This window comes from Xanthomonas sp. 4461, assembly GCF_024806475.1.
Classification (GTDB): domain Bacteria; phylum Pseudomonadota; class Gammaproteobacteria; order Xanthomonadales; family Xanthomonadaceae; genus Xanthomonas; species Xanthomonas arboricola_F.
Window position 1 is genome coordinate 489,792 of sequence record NZ_JANTYV010000003.1, and the last position, 22,476, is coordinate 512,267.

Here is a 22,476-nt window from a genome sequence, read left to right on the forward strand (position 1 = left end):
ACACCAAGCCGCCGCAGCGCGCATCGTTACAATAGCGGTTTGTCCGGGACACGCCGCCGCCATGCAAGACGCCATTCTTCAAGCCCTGCGCCGCAATGCGGCCAACGATGCGGTGGCGCTGGCCCGCGAGTGGGCGACCACCGAGCCGGACAACGCTGCCGCGCACCGCTGGCTCGGGCTGTCCTTGCAGCAGCAAGGTCAGCCGGCGCTGGCGCTGACCAGCATCGAAACCGCGCTGACGCTGACCCCGGAAGATGCCGACCTGCATCTGCTGCGTGCCGGGCTGCTGCTGGCTACGCGCGATCTGAGCGCGGCCGATGCCGCGTTGTCGCGCAGTACCGCGCTGGATCCCAATCAGTTCAACGCCTACGTGATGCAGGCGGATCTGGCCGTGGCACGCGGCGATCTGGACGATGCCGAGCGGCTGAGCCGCACCGCTGCACGGCTGTCGCCTGACCACCCACAGCTGCTGGCGGTCGATGGTGTGGTGGAGATGCGTCGCGGCCAGAGCGACCGCGCGCTGTCGCTGCTGACCCGCGCCGCCGAGCAGCTGCCGGACGACCCGCGGGTGATGTTCGCGCTGGGCTTTGCCTACCTGCAGAAGGAACATTTTGCGTTCGCCGAGCGCGCCTTCGAGCGCGTGGTCGAGCTCAATCCGCCGGGCACTGCCTTGCGCGCCTTCATCGCCCAGCTGGCCCAGCGGCAAGGCCGCCTGGACGATGCGCTGACCGCGATGCAGGGCGTGCTGGCGCAGCCCGACGGCGATGGTCCGGCGATGCGCCGGCTGGCCGGCGAAATGGAACTGCAGGCCGGTCGCCCGGACCAGGCAGCCGCGCATCTGCGCCTGGCGCTGGCGCATTGGCCGGCCGACCGCCGCACCTTGCACGCCTTGCTCACCGCCTGGGAGCGTCTGGGCGCGGTGGACGATGCGCGCGACACCCTGGATGCGGCGCTGGCCACCTCCAGCAATGCGCATGATCTGTGGCTGGCGCGGTTGGCAGTGGAGCCGGTCGGCGGGCCGCAGGCGCAGGCGGTGATCGAGCGCTGGCTGCTGGGCATGCCCGAGCACCTGCCCGCGCTGGAAGCGCTGATGCGCGTGCACGACATGCAGGGCCATGCCGACGAAGCGGAAATGGTGGCGCGGCAGATCGTGGCGGTGGAGCCGGGCCGCATCAGCGGTGAGCAGCGCATCGTCGAAGCGCTGCTGGAGCGCGATCCGCCGGCAGCGATCGCCTGTGTCCAATCCTTGATCGAGTCCTTGCCCGAACCGCAGCAGACCGTCCTGCGGCCTTGGCTGGGCAATGTGCAGGACCGCGCCGGCCAGCCCGACGCCGCCCTGGCTACCTGGATGCAGTTCCATCGCGAACAGGCCCAGCACCGCCTGCCGTTGCCGCCGCAGGCTGCCAAACAACCGATGCAGTGGCCGGCGCTGGGCAGCATTCCCGACACCGTCACCGCGCGTCCGCTGTTCGTCTGGGGCACGCCTGGCTCGCATGTCGAACGCCTGATCGCGGTGATGGACGCGGCCACCCCGCTGGTGCGCGGCGACCGTTACGGCGCCACGCCGCCGTCCGATGCGTTGCAGAGCTATCGCAGCGTCGAGCAGCTGGCATCCGGCGAACTGGCGCCGATGGCCCTGGTGGAAGGCTGGAAGGCACAGCTGCCGCGCCGCGGCATCGACGATGGCAACGTCATCGACTGGCTGCTGTGGTGGGACAACACCCTGCTCGCCGCGCTCCGCCCGCATCTGCCCGAGGGGCGGCTGGCGATCGCGCTGCGCGATCCGCGCGACATGCTGCTGGACTGGCTCTCGGCTGGCGCGTCCGCCCCGCTGGCGGTGCAGTCGCCGCAGCAGGCCACCGACTGGCTGCTGGCCGCGCTGGAACAGCTGGCCGTGCTGCACGAACGCGATCTGTATCCGCACCGGATCATCCGCCTGGATGGCATCGAAAGCGATCCGCAGGGCATCTCCACCGCGCTGGAGCAGGCGTTCGGGCTGAGCTTCCCGCTGGTCGAGCCACGCGGCCCGGCCCGCCTGGCCGCCGGCCGCTGGCGCAACTATCGCGGCGTGCTCGGCGCCCAGTTCGACCTGCTGACGCTGATCGCCGTGCGCTTCGGGTATCCGCAGGACTGACGCGCGGCCTGCCGCATATATCCCACAAGCGCGACGCCATCGTAGGAGCGGACCCGGCCGCGACAAGGCGTTGCCGATACCGGTAATGCCCGTCGCGGCCAGGTCCGCTCCTACGGAGATCCAGAGACCTGGACGACGCGGCACGCGTGGACACCGATGGCGTTCAACGATGCCTGCAACCGATGCCCGGAGATCCCCGGTGCGCGAGGCTGTTGTAGGAGCGGACCCGGCCGCGACGAGGCGTTGCCGATACCGGTGAAGCCCGTCGCGGCCAGGTCCGCTCCTACGGAGATCCAGAGCCCGGACGACGCGGCACGCGTGGACGCCGATGGCGTTCAACGATGCCTGCAACCCATGCCCGGAGATCCCCGGTGCGCAAGGCTGTCGTAGGAGCGGACCTGGCCGCGACAAGGCGTTACCGATACAGGTGAAGCCTGTCGCGGCCAGGTCCGCTCCTACATAGACCCAGAGCCCGGACGACGCGGCACGCGTGGACGCCGATGGCGTTCAACGATGCCTGCAACCCATGCCGGGAGATCCCCGGTGCGCAGGGCTGTCGTAGGAGCGGACCCGGCCGCGACAAGGCGTTGCCGATACCAGTGAAGCCCGTCGCGGCCAGGTCCGTTTCTACGGAGATTCGGAGACCCGGATGACGCCAGCTGTGCCACACAAGGTTCCACTGCGACGGCTTCCGTTGCGGTGCCAATCCAGGCAGGCTGGGCGCTTGGATCCACGGAGACTTTGCATGCGTCTGACCAGCACCAGCATCGAAAACGGCAAGCCCATCGCAGCGGAATTTGCTGCCGGTACCCCGGACGGCTTCGCGCCCAACCGCAACCCGCATCTGGCCTGGAGCGATGTCCCGCAAGGCACGCGTTCGTTCGCGCTGCTGTGTCTGGACCCGGATGTGCCGACGGTGCCGGAGACGGTGGGCCGTGAGGATCTGCAGATCCCGGTCGAGCAGCCACGCACCGATTTCGTGCATTGGGCGATGGCCGACATCCCCGCTGGCGTGCACGAGATTGCCGTAGGCAGCTGCAGCGACGGCTTCGTGGCCAAGGGCAAGCAGCAGCCGGCCGGTCCCGCCGGTGCGCGCCAGGGCCTGAACTCCTACACGCAGTGGTTCGCGGGCAATCCCGACATGGCCGGCGACTATCTGGGCTACGACGGCCCGTACCCGCCGTTCAACGATCTGCGCCTGCACCGCTATTTCTTCCGGGTGTTTGCGCTGGATGTGGAAAAGCTCAGCCTGCCCGCCACCTTCACTGCAGCCGATGTGCTGTCGGCCATTCAGGGCCACGTGCTGGCCGAAGCGGCGCTGCATGGCACGTACACGCTGAATCCGTCGCTGCGCTGAGACCGCGCAATCCGACCGCGTGGCCGCTGGCTTCGCGGTCGGCACAGGGGAGGAGGGCGTTCGGGTCGAACGCTCGATCCGGCGCATGGCAAGCCGCGTCCTGCGTGCATGGCGTCTCGCTCAAGCGGCGCTGCAGGGCACGCGAATGCTGAATCCGTCGCTGCGCCAGGACCGCGAAGCTGGCCGCGTGGCCGGCGGCTCTGCGGTCGGAACGAAACGAATGCCAGCTCGATCGAGCCAGTAGTCGGCTGCCCAGTCAACGCGAGTCGTGCACGGCCTTCGCACGCAGGCGACGCTGCGCGTCTGGCGTACCCGCCGCACCGTACCGGCACGTCGATCGGTGTGCATGAGCGAAGTGATGCCTCGGGCCGTCGAAGCGGCCGCCGGTTCTGCCAAGCACCGGCTCGTCGCGCCTGGCCGATCGGCATGGTCGTCGCAGAGCGCCATTGCCTGGCCGAACCTGCAGTGGCTCGATGTCAGACCAATCCCGACTCCCCAATCCCCAATCCCGGCTTATCACCCGCTAGCCGCTCGCCTCGATCATCTGCTCCAGCACATAGACCGGCGCGCCATCCTGACCGCCCGCCGGCGGATAGCGGGTGACGCGCAGCAGGGTGCGGATGCCGGTCTCGTGGTCGAAGCCTTCGATCCTGCCGTCGAAGCGGCGCCAGGAAGCAGTCGCCGGCTGTCCGTCGGTGCGCTCGCGCAGTTGCAGGCAGGCGCGCGATGGGTCGGAGGCGCAGGGCACGGTGTCGGCCGCCACTTCGATCAGCAGCGTCTGCCCGGGCCCGCCGTAGCGGGTGGTTGCCGTGGGCACGCCGTTGAACAGGAGGCGGGTGCCATCGCTGCGGATCAGGGTCAGCCGGGGCGCGGCGTGCGCGGTGTCCAGCGTCACCGCAAAGCTGCCGGACAGCAGTTCGCTGGCGGCGCGCTCCTGGGACATTTTGCGCGGCTGCGCGCATAGCCGCTTGCTCGATACCACCCGGCCGATCTGCAGCTGCGTATCGGCCACGCTGTAGTTGGCGCCCAACGCGTTGCAGGTCTGGCTGACCTGGATGCGTTGATCGGCAAAGTCCAGTTGCAGCGGCGCGCTGCCGGCCACGAACAGGCTGCGCAGTGCCGTGCCGTGCGCATCGCTGGCCTGCTGCAGCTGCCAGTGCTGCGCCTGCAAGGCAGCGCGCAACGGGGCGTTGTCGCTGACGGGCGCGGTCGCTGCGGTCGAGGCGGACGTTGCGCCTGACGCGGCGCCGTCGGCACCGGGCGTTGCGCCCGAGCCGCAGGCCGTCACGCCCGCCGCCAGCAGGGCTGGGGCAAAGAACACGGCACGCATCGGCGGCTCCCGGTGGTCAAGGCACCAGTGATACCGCCAGCGCGCGGCGGCGGCAATGACCGGCGTCACTGCCCGTGCAGTTGCCCCGCCGCTCGCCGCTGTGGCGACCGGCAGGGCATGCGCATTCGCGGCTCAGGCCGCGACCGGCAACCACAGCAGCAGGGCGGCGCCGAGCACGATGCGGTACACCGCAAACACCGTGAAGCGGTGCTTCTTGATGTAGCCCAGCAGCCACTTCACCACCACAAAGCCGGTGATGGTCGCCGCCACGAAGGCCACCGCCACATCGGCCCAGTTTTCGCTGCCGAAGCCGCCTTCCTTGTACATCTCCAGCAGCGCATAACCGCTGGCCGCGAACATGGTCGGGATGCCCACCATGAACACGAAATCCGCCGCCGCAGAGCGCTTGCTCAGGCCCAGCAGCATGGCCAGGAAGATCGCCGAGGCCGAGCGCGAGGTGCCGGGGAACACGCCGGCCACCACCTGCGCCAGCCCCACCGCGATGGCCACCTTCCAGGTCACCACATCGCGCTCGGGCAGCTTGCCGGCAAAGTGCTCGGCCACCAGCATCCACAGGCCGCCGATCAGCAGCGCCCAGGCCACCGGATGTACGGTTTCCGGCAGCTGCCAGCCGGCCTTGCGCACGATCAGCCCGACCACCGCGGTGACCATGAAGGCCACGCCGATCTTGAGCACGTAATCGCGGTTGGCGCGCTCGCCCAGGCCGGTGGCCAGGGTCCACAGCTTCTGCCGCAGCGCCAGGCAGATGGCCAGGATCGCGCCGGCCTGGATGACGATGTTGAAGAAGTCAGAACGGCGTCCGAGCCATTGTTCGGCGATCAACAGGTGGCCGGTGCTGGAGATCGGCAGGAATTCGGTGAGGCCTTCGAGAATGCCCAACAGCAGGGCGGAAATCAGATCGGACATCGGACGTGAGGAGGGGATTGGGGGAGGCGTCAGGATAGTGCATTGCGGCATGCACCATATCGGTGCATCCTCTGCGCGGATAGCACCTGAATGGTGCTATCGAGCCACGAGCGACCTCAAGCGACGCAAGCAAAATCAACGACTTGTGAAAGTCTGCCATTTGGCATGGTCCCTGCTGTAGTTCCGCCCACGAGCCACTTCACTCCAATCCGAGGTTTCTTCCGATGTCCGTGGAAAACGTTGAAAAGCTGATCAAGGACAACAAGGTCGAGTTTGTCGACCTGCGCTTCGTTGATATGCGTGGTGTACAGCAGCACATCACCTTCCCGGCCAACATCATCGAGCCGGCGCTGTTCGAAGAAGGCAAGATGTTCGACGGCAGCTCGATCGCGGGTTGGAAGGGCATCAACGAGTCGGACATGGTGTTGCTGCCCGACGCCGGCACCGCGTACCTGGATCCGTTCTTCGCCGATCCGACCATCGTGCTGACCTGCGACATCCTCGATCCGGCCACCATGCAGAGCTATGAGCGCGACCCGCGCGGCATCGCCAAGCGCGCCGAGGCCTACCTGAAGTCCTCCGGCATCGCCGACCAGGCGTTCTTCGGCCCGGAACCGGAATTCTTCATCTTCGACTCGGTGCGCTTCGCCAACGACATGGGCCACACCTTCTTCCAGGTGGGTTCCGAAGAAGCGGCCTGGAACACCGGTGAAAAGTACGACGGCGGCAACAGCGGCTATCGTCCGGGCGTAAAGGGCGGCTACTTCCCGGTTCCGCCGACCGACACCCTGCACGACCTGCGCGCGGAAATGATCAAGACCCTGGAACAGGTCGGCATCGAAACCGAAGTGCACCACCACGAAGTGGCCACCGCCGGCCAGTGCGAGATCGGTACCAAGTTCAGCTCGCTGGTACAGAAGGCCGACGAACTGCTGACGATGAAGTACATCATCAAGAACGTCGCCTACCGCAACGGCAAGACCGCCACCTTCATGCCCAAGCCGATCGTCGGCGACAACGGCAGCGGCATGCACGTGCACCAGTCGCTGGCCAAGGGCGGCAGCAACCTGTTCACCGGCGACGGTTACGGCGGCCTGTCGCAGCTGGCGCTGTGGTACATCGGCGGCGTCTTCAAGCACGCCCGCGCGATCAACGCCTTCGCCAACTCCGGCACCAACAGCTACAAGCGCCTGGTCCCGGGCTTCGAAGCGCCGGTGATGCTGGCCTATTCGGCGCGTAACCGCTCTGCCTCGTGCCGCATTCCGTGGGTCACCAATCCCAAGGCGCGCCGCATCGAAATGCGCTTCCCCGATCCGTTGCAGTCCGGCTACCTGACCTTCACCGCGCTGATGATGGCCGGCCTGGACGGCATCAAGAACCAGATCGACCCGGGCGCGCCGAGCGACAAGGATCTGTACGACCTGCCGCCGGAAGAAGAGAAGCTGATTCCGCAGGTGTGCTCCAGCCTGGATCAGGCCCTGGAAGCGCTGGACAAGGACCGCGAGTTCCTCAAGGCCGGTGGCGTGATGAGCGACGACTTCATCGACGGCTACATCGCGCTGAAGATGCAGGAAGTCACCAAGTTCCGTGCTGCGACCCATCCGTTGGAGTACCAGCTGTACTACGGCAACTGAGTTCCACCGCGGTGATGGCGGAGGCCCCCCCTCCCACCTCCGCCATCGCCGCACATGTTCGATGGCTCTCCGGCACCGCCGTGGAGTCGAGGGGAACGAGAGAGCACACAGTTCGCGGCGCGCGGGCCTGACCTCTCCCACGAGGCGGATGCCTGGCATCCGTCGGGGTCTGCGCGATCCGCGAACGATTGGATGCCGGGGTTGGCATCCAGGTGAATGACACCGCCGGGCGGCGCAATGCCGGCCGGTTCCTTCCACCTTTCGGGGTATGCGCATGAAATTGATCACCGCCATCATCCGGCCGTTCAAGCTCGACGAGGTCCGTGAGGCCCTGTCCGCCGCTGGCGTGTCGGGTATTACCGTCACCGAGGTCAAGGGCTTCGGGCGGCAGAAAGGCCACACCGAGCTGTATCGCGGCGCCGAATACGTCGTGGATTTCCTGCCCAAGATCAAGATCGAGACGGTGGTCACCGACGACCGGTTGGATGCCGTGGTCGAAGCGATCCAGAACGCGGCCGGCACCGGCAAGATCGGCGACGGCAAGATCTTTGTGACTGCGATCGAGCAAGTGGTGCGGATCCGCACCGGCGAAATCGGCGCCGATGCGCTCTGAGTCCCCCACCTCCGGAGGTCGTATGAAGACAGCTCTGTTTGCCGGGTGGAAAGCCCGGTTCTATAGCGTGTGCATGCTGATGCTGTTCAGCGCGTTGGTGGTGGGCGGCATGGGCAGCGCGCAAGCGCAGTCCACCCCGCAGGTCACCCCGTTGCCGACCGAGCCGGTCACCACCGAACCGCTGCCGTCTGCGCAGCCGGTCGCCGCGCCGGCCGCCGCGGCCGAAGCCGCGCCGGTGGTCGACAAGGGCGACGTCGCCTGGATGCTGACCTCCACGCTGCTGGTGCTGCTGATGGTGGTGCCGGGCCTGGCGTTGTTCTACGGCGGCATGGTGCGCGCCAAGAACGTGTTGTCGGTGCTGATCCAGGTCGCAACGGTGTTCTCGCTGCTCACCATCCTGTGGGTGCTCTACGGCTACAGCCTGGCGTTCTCCGGCGAAGGTCCGTGGATCGGCAACCTGGACAAGGCGCTGCTCAAGGGCGTGACCATCGAGAGCCTGTCGGCCACCTTCACCAAGGGCGTCAGCCTGCCGGAATACGTGTTCGTGGCGTTCCAGGCGACCTTTGCCGGCATCACCGGCGCGCTGATCGTCGGTGCCTTTGCCGAACGCGCCAAGTTCGCTGCGGTGCTGCTGTTCTCGGTGATCTGGTTCACCTTCGGCTACCTGCCGCTGGCGCACATGGTCTGGGCCACCGGCGGCTACCTGTTCGGGTTGAGCGCGCTGGATTTTGCCGGTGGCACCGTGGTGCACATCAACGCGGGTATCGCCGGTCTGGTGGGTGCCTACTTCGTCGGCAAGCGCGCCGGGTTGGGGCGTGAGGCGATCAAGCCGCACAACGTGACCCTGACCTTCGTCGGTGCCTCGCTACTGTGGGTGGGCTGGTTCGGCTTCAATGCCGGTTCCAACCTGGAAGCCAATGCCGGTGCGGCGCTGGCCTTCCTCAACACCCTGCTGGCCACTGCCGCTGCCATCCTGGGCTGGTCGCTGACCGAGAAGATCATCAAGGGCAAGTCGTCCGCCCTCGGTGTGGCCTCGGGCATGGTCGCCGGCCTGGTCGGCATCACCCCGGCCTGCGGCACCGTGGGTCCGTTCGGCGCCATCGTGATCGGCCTGGCGGCCGGCGTGCTGTGCGTGTGGGGCGTCACCGGCCTGAAGCGCCTGCTGGGCGCGGACGACAGCCTGGACGTGTTCGGCGTGCATGGCCTGGGCGGCATCATCGGCGCGATCCTGACCGGCGTGTTCTCGGCGGCCTCGCTGGGCGGCCAGAAGGGCGGCGACTACGACATCCTGCATCAGGTGAAGATCCAGGCCCTGGGCGTGGGCATCACCGTGGTGTGGATCGGCGTGGTGTCGGTGGTGGGCTTCCTGGTCGCCAAGCTGGTGTTCGGCCTGCGCGTCACCGAAGAAGCCGAGCGCGAGGGCCTGGATATCACCTCGCACGGCGAAGCCGCATACGAGTCCTGAGCATGCACACCCGCGGCCACGCTGCCGCGGGTGGCGCAACGACCCGGCCGGGAGAACCCGCCGGGTCCGTTTTCCCGCCGCCGCCCTGCTGGCTGCGGACCAACTGCCGAGGTGCCTGCATGACCAGCCCCACGCCCGTCGCTGTCGGCGCGGATGCGAGCCGGGTCTGGCCATGCCATTGCGACCCGGCCCGAGACACTTCGCTGCAGGCTGCGGTCGGCGCGCCGGTTGCGCACGCCGATGCTGCTTGCACTAAATTGGTGCAATGCTGATGACGACCTCAACACCGTCGCTCGACAGCCTGGGCACCCCGGTGGCCTGGGCCGACCGCGAAGGCCGCGTGCTGGGGGTCAACCCGGCATTCGCGCGCTGGCTCGGCGTCAGCGCACGGCGGCTGGTCGATCAACCGCTGGCCGCGCTGGAAGTGCAGGGCGACGCACTGGCGCGCTTCCTGCTCAACGACGAACGCGACGTGCTGCGCCTGCACCGGCTGGCGCTGGGCCTGCCCAATGACGCGCCACGCTTTGCCGAAGGCTGGCTGTCGCGGCTGGACGATGGTGGCTGGTTGCTGGAGACGCACCCGGTCGACGAATTCCCCGCGCTGGACCCCACCCACGCATTGCCCAATGCCTTGAGCGCTGCGTTGAAGGGCCTGGCGCACGAACTGCGTAACCCGCTGGCGGGCCTGAAGGGCGCCGCGCAGTTGCTGGCACGCCGCTCGGCCGGTCGCGATGAAGACGAGCGCGAGCTGATCGAGCTGATCGGCACCGAGATCGAACGCCTCAACACCTTGCTCGAACGCCTGCTCTCGCCATCGCCGCTGCGCCCGCACGATCGCCTCAACATCCATGTGGTACTCGAGCGCGTGCTGCGCCTGGCAGAGGCCGAAGGCGGCTGGTCGGTGCAGGTGCAACGCGATTACGACCCCAGCATTCCCGACATCCTCGGCGATGTGGACCGGCTCACCCAGGCGGTGTGGAACCTGGTGCGGAACGCGTTCCAGGCCGGCGCCACGCGGGTGACCCTGCGCACCCGCGTCGAGCACGGCCAGCGCATCCGCGACCGCGTGCATGCGATGTCGTTGCGGCTGGAAATCATCGACGACGGCGGCGGCGTGCCGGAAGAACTGGCCGAACACCTGTTCCTGCCGCTGGTCAGCGGCCGCGCAGAAGGCAGCGGGCTGGGCCTGGCCCTGGCCCAGCAGGTCTCGCGCGAACACCACGGCACCCTGACCTACCGCTCGCGTCCGGGCCATACCGTTTTTACCCTGCTGCTGCCCGAGCTGGCCGGCGATCACGACAAGGAGCATCTGCATGGCTGAGGCCGCCGCCGCATCCCACCACATCTGGGTGGTCGACGACGACCGTTCGGTGCGCTTCGTGCTGTCCACCGCCTTGCGCGACGCAGGCTACGCGGTGGATGGCTTCGAAAGTGCCGCCGCCGCATTGCAGGCACTGGCCATGCGGCCCACCCCGGACCTGCTGTTCACCGACGTGCGCATGCCCGGCGAAGACGGCCTGAGCCTGCTCGACAAGCTCAAGTCCAAGCACCCGCAGTTGCCGGTGATCGTGATGTCGGCCTATACCGATGTCGCCAGCACCGCCGGCGCCTTCCGCGGCGGTGCGCACGAATTCCTGTCCAAGCCCTTCGATCTGGACGATGCGGTGGCGCTGGCTGCCCGCGCGCTGCCCGACGCCGGCGCCGGTGTCGACGAGCTCATCGGCATGCCGCTGGCCGAAGGGTCGGCCGCGCTGATCGGCGATACCCCGGCGATGCAGGCCTTGTTCCGCGCCATCGGCCGCCTGGCGCAGGCACCGCTGTCGGTGCTGATCAACGGCGAAACCGGCACCGGCAAGGAGTTGGTCGCGCGCGCGCTGCACAACGAATCGCCGCGCGCGCGCAAACCCTTCGTGGCGCTCAACACCGCCGCCATCCCCGCTGAGTTGCTGGAAAGCGAGTTGTTCGGCCATGAAACCGGCGCATTCACCGGCGCCACCAAACGGCACATCGGCCGCTTCGAACAAGCCGATGGCGGCACCTTGTTCCTGGACGAAATCGGCGACATGCCGCTGCCGTTGCAGACGCGCCTGCTGCGCGTGCTGGCAGAGAACGAATTCTTTCGCGTCGGTGGACGTGAGTTGATCCGGGTCGATGTGCGCGTGATCGCCGCCACCCACCAGGACCTGGAAGCGCTGGTCGAGCAAGGCCGCTTCCGTGCCGACCTGCTGCATCGCCTGGATGTCGTGCGCCTGCAGTTGCCGCCGCTGCGCGAGCGCCGCGGCGACATCGCGCAGCTGGCAGAAAATTTCCTGGCCATGGCCGGACGCAAGCTCGACATGCTTCCCAAGCGGCTGTCGTCGGCCGCGCTGGAAGATCTGCGCCAATACGACTGGCCCGGCAACGTGCGCGAACTGGAAAACGTCTGCTGGCGCCTGGCCGCCCTGGCCACCGCCGACATCATCGATGTGATCGACGTGGACGCGGCCCTGGCGCGCGGCCGCCAGCGCACCGGCCGTAGCAGCGCCGGGCAATGGGACGACATGCTGTCCAGCTGGGCCGCGCAACGCCTGAGCGAAGGCGCCCAGGGCCTGCATGCCGAAGCGCGCGAGCGCCTGGACAAGACCCTGCTGGAAGCCGCCCTGCAACTCACCCAGGGCCGTCGTGCCGAAGCGGCCGCGCGCCTGGGGCTGGGCCGCAACACCGTGACCCGCAAACTCGGGCCGGGGCGCAAGCGCCGCTGATTGGCCCACACCCGGAGTCGAGCCCCTCTCCCGCCTGCGGGAGAGGGGTGGGGGTGAGGGCGCCTGCGAAGCGCCGTGCTGCGCGCGCAGGTGGTTGAGCCAAGCAGCGAACCAGACGAGATTGACGAGCATCACAGCGGCAAGCGTGCATGAGCGCGCCGCGTTCTTGCACGCAGGCACCGCTGTCTCGATGACCTGGCGGCGCACGACGCCCCCATCCGCCCTTCGGGCACCTTCCCCCGCAAGCGAGGGAAGGAAGCAATCCGGAAGGCGAGCAGGGAAGGAAGCAACCCGGAAGGCGAGCAGGGAAGGAAGCAACCCGGAAGGCGAGCAGGGAAGGCGGGAACGCGGGGAAGGCGAGCAGTGAGCGTCATGCTTGAGCCCCTCTCCCGCCTGCGGGAGAGGGGTGGGGGTGAGGGGCGCCTGCGAAGCGCCGCGCTGCGTGCGCAGGTGGTTGAGCCAAGCAGCGAACCAGACGAGATTGACGAGCATCACCGCGGCAAGCGTGCATGAGCGCGCCGCGTTCTTGCACGCAGGCACTACTGTCTCGATGACCTGGCGGCGCACGACGCCCCCATCCGCCCTTCGGGCACCTTCCCCCGCAAGCGAGGGAAGGAAGCAATCCGGAAGGCGAGCAGGGAAGGAAGCAACCCGGAAGGCGAGCAGGGAAGGAAGCAACCCGGAAGGCGAGCAGGGAAGGCGGGAACGCGGGGAAGGCGAGCAGTGAGCGTCATGCTCGGGCCCCTCTCCCGCCTGCGGGAGAGGGGTTGGGGTGAGGGCGCTGTTTGCGCACATCCCGGCCCGCCACACCAGCCCCGTAAACTCGTGAGCTGCCCCGAGCGCATTTCATGACATGTGAACACGCGCCCGCATAGGTTTTCAGCCTGATCAGGAGAACAGCTCGATGCGTTATCGGTCGTCCACGATCGTTGCCCTAACCGCTGTGGCGCTTGCCGCCTGCAGCACCACCCCGCCGCCGCCACCGCCGCCCCCGCCTGCGGCGCGCGTCGTGCCCGCGCGTCCGGTGCAGCAGGCCGAAGCCGCGCTGGCTTCGGCATCGGGCAGCCTGATCAGCGGCCGGGTCGTGCTGGTGCCAGCGCTGCAGGGTATTCGCATCACTGGCACGGTCGGCGGCCTGCGTCCAGGCGGCGTGGCGGGCTTCCATGTGCACGAACGCGGCGACTGCAGCGCGGCCGATGCCAGCAGTGCGGGCGCGCATTTCAATCCCACCGGTTCGGCGCACGGACGTGCCGGCAGCAATCCTCATCATGCCGGCGACATGGACAATCTGCGCGCCGATGCCGAAGGTGTCGCGCACCTGGACATGATCGTCGCCGGCATCACCCTCGGCGATGCCGCCCCTACCGATGTGATCGGCAAGGCGCTGATCGTGCATACCGATGCCGACGACTATCGCAGCCAACCCAGCGGCAATGCCGGCGCCCGTCTGGCCTGCGGCGTCATCCGCGTCACCCAGTGGCGCACACCCCCTTCGCAGCCCTGAGTTGGGGCATCAATGGCCGCAACTGCGGTCTCTACAGGAGTTTTCCCATGCGCATTCTTCCCACCACCCTGTTTCTGGCAACCGCGCTGGTGCTGACCGCGTGCAAACGCGACGAGCCCGCACCGGCCGATCCCGCGCCCGCACCGACGGCCAGCACGCCGGCAGAGGCGGCCCACGGCGGCGAGCACGCCGCCGCCATGGTGACCGAAGCGGCCGCCACCACCACGGCCACCGCCGAACTCAAGCCGACCAAGGACAGTGAGGTCAAGGGCACGGTGACCTTCAAGACCGTCGACGGCGCATTGCGGGTGAGCGGTCAACTCAGTGGGCTCAAGCCCAACAGCGAGCACGGCTTCCATATCCATGAAAAGGGCGATTGCAGCGCCCCGGACGGCAGCAGCGCCGGCGGCCATTTCAATCCAGCCCAGTCCGACCACGGCAATGTCAGTGCCGACCCGCACCACGGCGGCGACATGCCCAACATCAAGGCCGACGCGCAAGGCAATGCCAGTATCGACGGACCGGTGTCGAGCAACGTCAATCTCGGCAAGGCCGACCAGTTCGATATCGCTGGTCACGCGGTGATCGTGCACGCCGATGCCGACGACTACAAAACCCAGCCCACCGGCAACGCCGGCGGCCGCCTAGCTTGCGGCGTAATCACCACCGACAACGCGCCCGCACCGACCAAGTAAATGAATGTCGATGGTCACGCCGCGGTATGCCCCGGCGTGACCACAGCGACGCTGTCAGAACACGTGGCACCACGGCGGCGACATGCCCAACATCAAGGCCGACGCGCAAGGCAATGCCAGTATCGACGGACCGGTGTCGAGCAACGTCAACCTCGGCAAGGCCGACCAGTTCGATATCGCTGGTCACGCGGTGATCGTGCACGCCGATGCCGACGACTACAAAACCCAGCCTACCGGCAATGCGGGCGGCCGCCTGGCTTGCGGCGTGATCACCACCGACAATGCGCCCGCACCGACCAAGTAAATGAATGTCGCTGGTCACGCCGCGGTATGCCCCGGCGTGACCGCGGCGACGCTGTCAGAACACGTAGCACCGTAGGAGCGCGCTTGCGCGCGATGAAGCGTTACCCGAGAGATGCCCTCACCGATCACGCCCCATCGCGCGCAAGCGCGCTCCTATCCATGGTGGCGATCGCCAACGCGTCGTGGATGTGTCCGCATCCGTCGTGCGCGCAATGGTGCTGCCGGGCAAGCGCACAGCCGTGGTCGTACTGCTTTGCAGGAGCAACACCTGCGCGGGCGCAATCGCATACGTCGCCATGCGCGCGTCTCGGCGTATCTGCTGCAGGCAAGGCACGCCCGCATGAAAGACGCAGGCACGCTCGAGCTCTGCCACGGACACTCAGGTCTCCAACACGCCCAGTCGTCAGGCAGGCATCGCGGACACCTGCGTGCTGCCTATGCGGACAATGCCTGCCGCGGATCCTGGCCTGGCTTCACGTGCACATACAGCACCGGCAGGCCATGCGCCTCCAGCACCGCAGCCATTTGCCGCTGGCGCGAGAGGAATTGTTCGTAGACGCCGCGCAGGCGCTCGCAGTTTTCGCGGTCGTGCGCGTAGTAATCGCACCAGCCGGCCGGGTCGAACAGGGCGATGCGCACTTCGCCATCGACATAGCGCAGCACTGGCTCGGGCGGCTGTTCCAGCCACTCTTCGCTATGCGGCGCCAGCAGGGCGGCTTCGATCAGCGGCCACAACGGGGCCAGGCCCTGGTTGTCGTACTGCATGGAGATCATCGCCGCCAGATCGTGCGCAGTGAGATAGCGGGCATGTTCGATACGCGCGCCGAAGCTCTCCTGCGCCAGCAGCGCGGTGTCGGCCTGCGCCATGCCCTGGGCCAGCAGCACCTCTTCCATCGCCTCGGCCACGGTGGCCACGATCTGCGGGTTGCCGGTGAGCAGGAACGGCAATACGCGCAGCCCGCCACCGGTGAGCTGCGCATCGGCCTGGAACGGCAGCGGAATCTCGCCCTGCGCATCGGCGCCGAAGGCCAGCACCCGCGGGCCCTGGTCGCGGCCCGGGGCGCGGGCATGCAGTTCTTCCAGGCGGCGGTGCAGCGGCCAGCCCGGCCGCAGCACTTCAGCCGGGTCGAAGTGCGCCATGCCCACGCTGAGCTCGAGTTCGCGCACCTCGGGGATCCACTGCGCCAGGTCGCGGCCAATACGTTCGGCCAGCATGCCGGCCTGCTCAGGCGCCAGGGCGCCGCGCTCGGGGGCGGTGCCGCCCGTCAATTCCAGCGCCATCACACCCATGGCGGTCACGCCGTGTTCGGTCTTGCTCATGATTCGCGGTTGGCCCATCACGGGGTCGAAGCTACACTGCGGCCATTATGCCTGCCGGCCCTGTGCAGGCCATGTCCCCGAGTCCTTCATGCCAGGTCAACCGATGCCCGCAGCCCGTCCCGTCGCCATTCTGGGCGGCGTTCGTATCCCGTTCTGTCGTCAGAACACCGCATACGCGGACGTGGGCAACCTGGGCATGTCGGTGCGCACGCTGGGCGCGCTGGTCGAGCGCTTCGGCCTGCATGGGCAGCAACTGGGCGAAGTGGCGATGGGCGCAGTCATCAAGCACTCCTCGGACTGGAGTCTGGCCCGCGAGGCTGCGCTGTCGTCGGGCCTGTCGCCGCTGACGCCGGGCATTACCCTTCAGCGCGCCTGCGGCACCAGCCTGGATTCGGTGATCACCATCGCCAACAAGATCGCGCTAGGCCAGATCGATTCGGGCATCGGCGGCGGCTCGGACACCACTTCGGAAGTGCCGATCGTCTACGGCAAGAAGCTGCGCGCGCGGCTGATGGCGGCCAACCGCGCCAAGGCCACCGGCGACAAGCTCAAGGCCTTGCTGCGCGGCTTCAAGCTGAGCGAACTCAAGCCCGAATTCCCCGGCGTGGCCGAGCCGCGCACCGGCAAGAGCATGGGCGACCATTGCGAGGACATGGCCAAGGAATGGAACATCTCGCGCGATTCGCAGGACGAGTGGGCGGTGGCATCGCACCACAAGCTGGCCGCTGCCTATGAGCGCGGCTTCTTCGACACGCTGATCGCGCCGTTCCGCGGCGTCTCGCGCGACAACATCCTGCGTGCCGACACCTCGCTGGAAAAGCTGGCCACGCTGCGTCCGGCCTTCGACAAGAGCTCCGGCCGCGGCACGCTGACCGCGGCCAATTCCACCCCGCTGACCGACGGTGCGGCCGCAGTGCTGTTGTCCAGCGAAGCCTGGGCGCTGGCGCATGGCCACACCCCGATGGCCTATCTGCGCGATGCGCAGGTGTCGGCGGTGGATTTCGTGCATGGCGAAGGCCTGCTGATGGCGCCCACCATTGCGGTGCCGCAGATGCTGGCGCGCCAGGGCCTGACCCTGCAGGACTTCGACATCTACGAAATCCACGAGGCGTTTGCCGCGCAGGTGCTGTGCACGCTGCGCGCCTGGGAAAGCGAGGATTACTGCCGCACGCGTCTGGGACTGGACGCGCCGCTGGGCCGTATCGACCCGGACAAGATCAATCCGCTGGGCTCGTCGCTGGCCACCGGCCACCCCTTCGCTGCCACCGGCGCACGCGTGGTGGCCACGGCCGCCAAGCAACTGGAAGAACGCGGCGGCGGCCGCGCGCTGATTTCGATCTGCACCGCCGGCGGCATGGGCGTGGTGGCGATCGTGGAGCGGTGACGCTGCTGCGCAGCGTGGGATTGGGCATTCGGGATCGGGGATTCGCAAAAGCAGACGCGGACTCCTGATTTCACCAATCCCCAATCCCGAATCCCAAACCTGCAAGGACGCATGGATGTCGAACGTTGATTCACACGAACCGCCTACGCTCTATCTGCCTCCGGCGCAGGGCGATGTGTGGCGCGAAGGCGATGTGCTGGTGTGTACGGCGGGCGCCAATCTGCCGCCGCGGTGCGTCAAGTGCAATGCGCCGGCCGACATGCCCCCGCGTCGCTACATCTTCCATTGGCACCACCCGGTGATCTACGCGGCGCTGCTGCTCGGCGTGTTGCCGTACCTGATCCTGGCCATTGCGTTGCGCAAGCGCAGCGCGCACGTGCTTACCTTGTGCGCGCGACACGAGCGCAGCCGCGTGCGCTATGTCGCGGTGGCGATGGCATCGGTAGTGGCGTTGCTGGTCTGCGGGCTGTCGATCGATAGCCAGTTCCGCTGGCTGATCGGTGCCGGCGTGATGGCAGCGATGCTGCTGATCGGACGGCTGGGCGCGCGCGTGTTGTCGCCGACTCAGGTCGACCATGCGCAGGCGCGCTATCTGGGCGCCTGCGATGCCTTCCTGAGCGACCTGCCGCCACCGCCGCAGGTATCGCGCCAGCGCTGATGCACTGCGGCGCACCTGGGGTGGGCGCCGCTGCAACGTCGAACGGGCCGCATCGATTACAGGATGCGATCGTCCTGCGCGAGTGAGTCGGACACCGGTGTCGAACCTGTCGCTACCAACGGCCCACGCAACGACTGCTGCGGCATGGGCTCATGCACCGGCTCGCCGCGGGCGGCACGCAACGCATTGGCATAGCAATGCTGCGCGGAGAGCAGGTCGCCGGCGGCGGCAAATCCATGGCCCAACTCTTCCCAGGCCTCGCTGCCGGCGCCGTTGGCAAGCGCGCGGTGCAGGAACTCTTCGGCCTGCGACCACTGCTGCTGATGGCGGGCCAGACGTGCCAGCGTCAACAGCAGGCCGGGGCTGTCCGGATACTGGGTCAGCCAGCGCTGCGCGCTGGCCCGGCGCGAGTCGTATTTTTCCAGCGGCAGCACGCCGTACAGACGCACCAGCGATTCGTCCCACTGCGTATCCAGCGCCTGTTCCAGACTGTGCACGGCGGCATCGTCCCAATGCAGCACCGCGGCACGTTGCGCATAGGCACCGACCACGGCCGGGTAGGTGCGCAGCGGCTTGGGCAGCGCTTCCCAACGCTCGGCCAGCGCATTGGCATCGCCGGCCTGCAACAGGGTCTGTTCGGCCAGCGTGGCCTCAAGCGCGCTGTAAGCCTCCGGTGCGAGCACCGCCTGCTGACGCAAGGCGCCGAGCTGGCCGTAGGCCTCGTCGGCACGTCCGATCTGCGTCAGCGCATGCGTGCGCAGCAACAGGCCGCGTGCCGGCAGCGGCTGCGCGTTGGGGGCATCTAGCGCATTGATCGCCTCGACCGGGCGTTGCCGCGCCAGATGCCGCTCACCCTGCAACAGCGCATGCGCTGTGGGGTCGCGCTCGGCCAACTGCTGTGCGAGCGCATTGGCTGCTGCCTCGTCGCCGCGTGCATCGGCCACGCGCACCGCGCTGGCGAGTGCAATGCCGCTGACTTCGTCGTCTTCGCTGGCGGTGACCAGCAGCCGCTCTGCGCGCTGCCACTGGCCGTGGTCGGCGGCGCGCAGGCCTTCGATCAGGCGCGCGCGGCCCTTCTTGCGGCGGTACTTGCCCCACACGCGGAAAGGCAGGCTGATCAGCGTCCACAGCAACCACAGCACCAACAGCGCGATGATCAGGATCAGCACTGCCTGCGGCATCGCGGCGCGATAGTCGTTGCCGCCCACGCTGACCACCACGTTGCCCAGGTCGTAGCTGTTCTGATGCGACAGCCACTGCGCACCGAGCACGCCCAGGGCCACGGCAACCAACAGGATCAAGACGGTACGCAGCACTTTCATTGGGTGGATCTCCCTTCACGCATGGCCTGCAGTTGCAGCAGGGTGGTGCCCAGTTCCGGCAATTGCGGACGCAGTGGCGCTTGTTGCAGCGTGCGCAGGCGCGCGCGCACCTGGCGGCGATGCGGCGATTCCGGCCACAACCGTGTGGTCCAGGTGTCCACGCGGCGCAGCGATTGTGCAAAGCCCTGCGGATCGCCGCGTTCGGCGGCGGCGCGGGCGAGACTGATTTCGATCTGCAAGGCATCGCTGGCGGCATGGCGGTCGCCGGCAGTCAGCAAGGCATCGCCACGGCTGGGACGGATGTCCACCAACGGTGCCAACGCCTTCTGCCACCACGGCCGCGCCGCCTCGGTCGCTTGCGCCGACTGTTCGGGCAGGCGTTGCAGATCGCTGGCCAGCTGGTCCAGCGCCTGACCCACCTGGGCCTGCGGACCGGCGCCTAGGCGATCCAGCGCATCGCGCTCTTGCACCAGTGCCTGGCGCAGATTGAGGTAGCCCGGATCGTCGATGCCATTGAGTGCGGCGTTGGCCAGCGCGTAGGCGCGGCGGGCGCCATCGGCGTCGCCGGCGATGCTCAGCCGCTGCTGGCCGAGCCGCAGCAGCAGTTCCACTTCGTCCAGCCGCAGCGCCTGTGCGCCATGCCGGTTCGGGTCGGCAAGCTTCTGCACGGTGTCTTCGAGCAAGGCACTGCGCTGGCTCAGGCCCAGCATTTCATCGCGCAGCACGCGATTGGTGGCCGCAGCGTCCTGCAGGCGCTCGTTGGCCAGGCGCTGATCGCGTCGCAGTGTTTCCAGCATTTGCTGGGTACCGTCCCAGCGCTGCTGCTGCGCCTGCGCTGCCTGCAACTGCGTCTGGTGATAGCCCTGCCATGCACGCCAGCCGAGAAACAGCGCCACGCCCACAGCGGCAACGGCCAGCACCACTGGCAGCAAGGCCCAGGGAAACCGTCGCGTGGGTGCGGGCATTTCGGTCATTCGAACATCCTCGGGCAGTCACGACCGGCGCAGGCGCCGCAGTCATCTGGCACAGCATGGCGTGCGCTGGCAGAGCGCCGCAAGCTGTGCTTGGGTTCGCAGTTCAGCAAGGTCGCGACGGCGTCACGATGGCTGCCGCAGCGGCGACCAGCTGTTCCGGCAACGGACCTGCGGCGCGGACGACCCGGCTGAAGCCTGCGGCATGCGCGGCGTCGCACAGGCGTTCGCTGGAGGCGACCAGCGGGCGTTGCCGCACTGCCTCGCTCAGCCCTGCGGGCAACTGCTGCAGCACCAGCGTCAGCGCCTCGGCACTGCTCATGGCCAGTACGCTGCGCGGCAGTGCGTCGGTCAAGGCATGTAGCGCCGATGGGCGCAAACGCAGCGGGACGCGTTGATACACATCCGCCCGCAGGATGCGCGCACCGCGTTGTTCCAGGGCAGGCGCCAACATGCCGCGTCCACCCGGCGCGGTGATCAGGCCGACGCTTTGCAACGGCGCTGCGAACAGCGGCAATGCGAGCAGGCCTTCGCTGTCCATGCGCGCAGGACGCACGACCGCATCGATGCCACAGGCCTGCAGCGCGCGCGCGGTGCCCTCGCCCACGCTCACCCACTGCGCCTGCGCCGGCTGCTGCAATGGCTGCAGCTGATGCGCGGCGCGCACGGCCGCCGGGCTGGTGAACACCGCGATGGGCGCCTCCAGCGCACCCTGCAAGGCGGCGCGCGCCTGCATGGTGTCGTTGGTCTGCAGGCGCCAGGGCGACAGTGCCAGCAGCCGCCCGCCATGCCGCGCCACCGCCCGTCGCAACGGCGCGTGCTCGCCGCTGGGACGGAGCGAGAGAAGGGTCCATGTATCGGCGAGCCGGGGAGGGCGGGTCATCTGGCGATTATGCGAGAGCGTTGCCGTCTGGGGGCGGGTATCGCGTGCTGTGTTGGCGCGGACGGTGATCTAGACCGGTCTGCACGGAAGTGGCGCGCGGCTGCCAGAAGGGCGCCGACGGCTCCCTGGAATCCGCGCGTCAGCGCGGTACATGCCGATTCCGGCACCTGGTCGCGCCCCTCCGATGGCCACGCAGTCGCTCTGGTCGTCGCGCTTCATCCGCGCGCCTGGTGTTGCGTTGTGTGCCGCTCAGCAGGATGCCTGCGTTTCTGCGGCCACAACCTCGCGCTGGGGTCTGTGCCGATTGCCGCCTCCGCCCACGATCCGCCACGACAATCGAGCTGGAGTGGCGCCGTGATCAAGTCCTACCTCATCAACATGCAGCGCAGCGGCGATCGCCTGCAAGCGATGTCGGCGCGGTTCCAGGCGTTGGGGATTGCGTTCGAGCGCCTTCCTGCAGTCGATGGCGCAACGCTCACGCCTGAGCAGATCGCCGCCTTCGTGCGTGAGCGCCCGCTGGAAAATTCCGGCGATGCCTTCAGCACCGGCCCGCGCAAATGGACTGCGTCCAACATCGGCTGCTTTCTCAGTCATCAGGCGGCCTGGCGCATCGCAGCCGAGTCCGACGATGCCTACACCGCCATCTTCGAAGACGACATGCACCTGTCCGATGCGCTGCCCGCACTGCTGCGCAGCACCGACTGGCTCCCGCCGGGCAGCAGTGTCGTGCGCCTGGAACCGTCCTACAACCGGATCAAGCTCGATGCCAAAGTCGCCGACATCGCCGGGCGCCAGCTGCGCCTGGTGCGTCCATCGACCTATCAACATTGCTGGCCGGTGTGCGCCGGTGCGCTGATCATCAGCCGCGAGGCGGCGCGACTGTTGCTGGCCGCCGACGCGCGCTGGCACACGATGGCCGATATCTTCTTGTTTGGCTGGAACGAATCGCCGGTGGCGCAGCAGCTGTCCACCTATCAGCTGGCACCGGCAGCCTGCATCCAGGACAAGTTCTTTCACGCAGCGCCGGAGCAGATCGTGTTCACCAGCACCATCGATGTGCCGCTGACGCGCGCGCAGAAACAACGCAGCGCGCACTGGAAGGCCAAGGCAACCACGCTGTTGCGCGTGGCGCAGGGCTATCGCAAGGTCGTGTTCGCACCGTAAAACCACGCTCGACACGCTGGCGCCGTGGTGATCGCAGGTCTTGCAGTTGCGCATTGGGGCGCTGACGCTGC

18 protein-coding genes and 1 pseudogene are annotated in these 22,476 nt (G+C 67.9%); 13 read left to right on the top strand and 6 right to left on the bottom strand.

The window, feature by feature from the left end:
- Window positions 1–61: 61 nt before the first annotated feature.
- On the top strand, window positions 62–2,134 hold the full coding sequence (locus FHY19_RS14365) for a tetratricopeptide repeat protein (protein ID WP_259166845.1): 2,073 nt from the start codon (window positions 62–64) through the stop codon (window positions 2,132–2,134).
- Window positions 2,135–2,879: 745 nt separating this feature from the next.
- Entirely contained in the window at window positions 2,880–3,491 is a 612-nt protein-coding gene (locus tag FHY19_RS14370; RefSeq protein WP_259166846.1) for a YbhB/YbcL family Raf kinase inhibitor-like protein, read from the top strand.
- Between the two features lie 523 nt (window positions 3,492–4,014).
- On the opposite strand, the gene FHY19_RS14375 is transcribed toward FHY19_RS14370, so the two are convergent.
- A complete protein-coding gene (locus FHY19_RS14375; protein WP_259166847.1) occupies window positions 4,015–4,821 on the bottom strand; it encodes an META and DUF4377 domain-containing protein in 807 nt (268 codons plus the stop codon).
- A gap of 132 nt (window positions 4,822–4,953) precedes the next feature.
- Entirely contained in the window at window positions 4,954–5,748 is a 795-nt protein-coding gene (locus FHY19_RS14380) for an undecaprenyl-diphosphate phosphatase (protein ID WP_259159565.1), read from the bottom strand.
- A 224-nt stretch (window positions 5,749–5,972) separates the two neighbouring features.
- Here FHY19_RS14380 and glnA point away from each other — a divergent pair, with 224 nt between their 5' ends.
- From glnA to FHY19_RS14420, 8 genes and pseudogenes are all read left to right on the top strand, one after another.
- A complete protein-coding gene (glnA, locus tag FHY19_RS14385; protein WP_104611882.1) occupies window positions 5,973–7,382 on the top strand; it encodes a type I glutamate--ammonia ligase in 1,410 nt (469 codons plus the stop codon).
- A 274-nt stretch (window positions 7,383–7,656) separates the two neighbouring features.
- Complete coding sequence (locus FHY19_RS14390) at window positions 7,657–7,995, top strand: P-II family nitrogen regulator (RefSeq protein ID WP_002808480.1); 339 nt, start codon at window positions 7,657–7,659, stop codon at window positions 7,993–7,995.
- A 22-nt stretch (window positions 7,996–8,017) separates the two neighbouring features.
- Window positions 8,018–9,460: an ammonium transporter gene (locus FHY19_RS14395; protein ID WP_259166848.1), complete on the top strand. Its 1,443-nt coding sequence runs from the start codon at window positions 8,018–8,020 to the stop codon at window positions 9,458–9,460.
- A 265-nt stretch (window positions 9,461–9,725) separates the two neighbouring features.
- On the top strand, window positions 9,726–10,781 hold the full coding sequence (locus tag FHY19_RS14400) for an ATP-binding protein (RefSeq protein ID WP_005992718.1): 1,056 nt from the start codon (window positions 9,726–9,728) through the stop codon (window positions 10,779–10,781).
- Window positions 10,774–12,201, top strand: coding sequence for a nitrogen regulation protein NR(I) (ntrC, locus tag FHY19_RS14405; RefSeq protein WP_259159535.1), 1,428 nt, complete (start codon window positions 10,774–10,776; stop codon window positions 12,199–12,201). The genes FHY19_RS14400 and ntrC overlap by 8 nt, the downstream gene beginning before the upstream one ends.
- A 904-nt stretch (window positions 12,202–13,105) precedes the next feature.
- Complete coding sequence (locus FHY19_RS14410; RefSeq protein ID WP_259166849.1) at window positions 13,106–13,705, top strand: superoxide dismutase family protein; 600 nt, start codon at window positions 13,106–13,108, stop codon at window positions 13,703–13,705.
- Window positions 13,706–13,752: 47 nt separating this feature from the next.
- Window positions 13,753–14,400, top strand: coding sequence for a superoxide dismutase family protein (locus FHY19_RS14415; protein ID WP_259159533.1), 648 nt, complete (start codon window positions 13,753–13,755; stop codon window positions 14,398–14,400).
- A 67-nt stretch (window positions 14,401–14,467) separates the two neighbouring features.
- Window positions 14,468–14,704: pseudogene (locus FHY19_RS14420) on the top strand (superoxide dismutase family protein); the annotation flags it as partial.
- A 434-nt stretch (window positions 14,705–15,138) separates the two neighbouring features.
- On the opposite strand, the gene FHY19_RS14425 reads toward FHY19_RS14420, so the two are convergent.
- Window positions 15,139–16,023, bottom strand: coding sequence for a hypothetical protein (locus tag FHY19_RS14425; protein WP_259166850.1), 885 nt, complete (start codon window positions 16,021–16,023; stop codon window positions 15,139–15,141).
- Window positions 16,024–16,111: 88 nt separating this feature from the next.
- Between FHY19_RS14425 and FHY19_RS14430 the strand changes: the two genes are divergently transcribed.
- Window positions 16,112–17,407 carry an acetyl-CoA C-acetyltransferase gene (locus tag FHY19_RS14430; RefSeq protein WP_259166852.1) on the top strand — a complete coding sequence of 432 codons (1,296 nt, stop codon included), beginning with the start codon at window positions 16,112–16,114 and terminating at the stop codon, window positions 17,405–17,407.
- Window positions 17,408–17,522: 115 nt separating this feature from the next.
- Window positions 17,523–18,065, top strand: a complete 543-nt coding sequence (locus FHY19_RS14435; RefSeq protein ID WP_259166854.1) for a hypothetical protein — start codon at window positions 17,523–17,525, stop codon at window positions 18,063–18,065.
- 56 nt (window positions 18,066–18,121) lie between these two features.
- Here the strand turns inward: FHY19_RS14435 and FHY19_RS14440 are convergent, their stop codons facing one another.
- The 3 genes from FHY19_RS14440 to FHY19_RS14450 form a co-directional block, all read right to left on the bottom strand.
- A complete protein-coding gene (locus FHY19_RS14440; RefSeq protein ID WP_259166855.1) occupies window positions 18,122–19,387 on the bottom strand; it encodes a heme biosynthesis HemY N-terminal domain-containing protein in 1,266 nt (421 codons plus the stop codon).
- A complete protein-coding gene (locus FHY19_RS14445) occupies window positions 19,384–20,361 on the bottom strand; it encodes a uroporphyrinogen-III C-methyltransferase (RefSeq protein WP_259166858.1) in 978 nt (325 codons plus the stop codon). The genes FHY19_RS14440 and FHY19_RS14445 overlap by 4 nt, the downstream gene beginning before the upstream one ends.
- A gap of 103 nt (window positions 20,362–20,464) precedes the next feature.
- Window positions 20,465–21,310 carry a uroporphyrinogen-III synthase gene (locus FHY19_RS14450; RefSeq protein WP_259166958.1) on the bottom strand — a complete coding sequence of 282 codons (846 nt, stop codon included), beginning with the start codon at window positions 21,308–21,310 and terminating at the stop codon, window positions 20,465–20,467.
- A 285-nt stretch (window positions 21,311–21,595) separates the two neighbouring features.
- Here FHY19_RS14450 and FHY19_RS14455 point away from each other — a divergent pair, with 285 nt between their 5' ends.
- Window positions 21,596–22,405, top strand: coding sequence for a glycosyltransferase family 25 protein (locus tag FHY19_RS14455; protein WP_259166860.1), 810 nt, complete (start codon window positions 21,596–21,598; stop codon window positions 22,403–22,405).
- Window positions 22,406–22,476 lie beyond the last annotated feature (71 nt).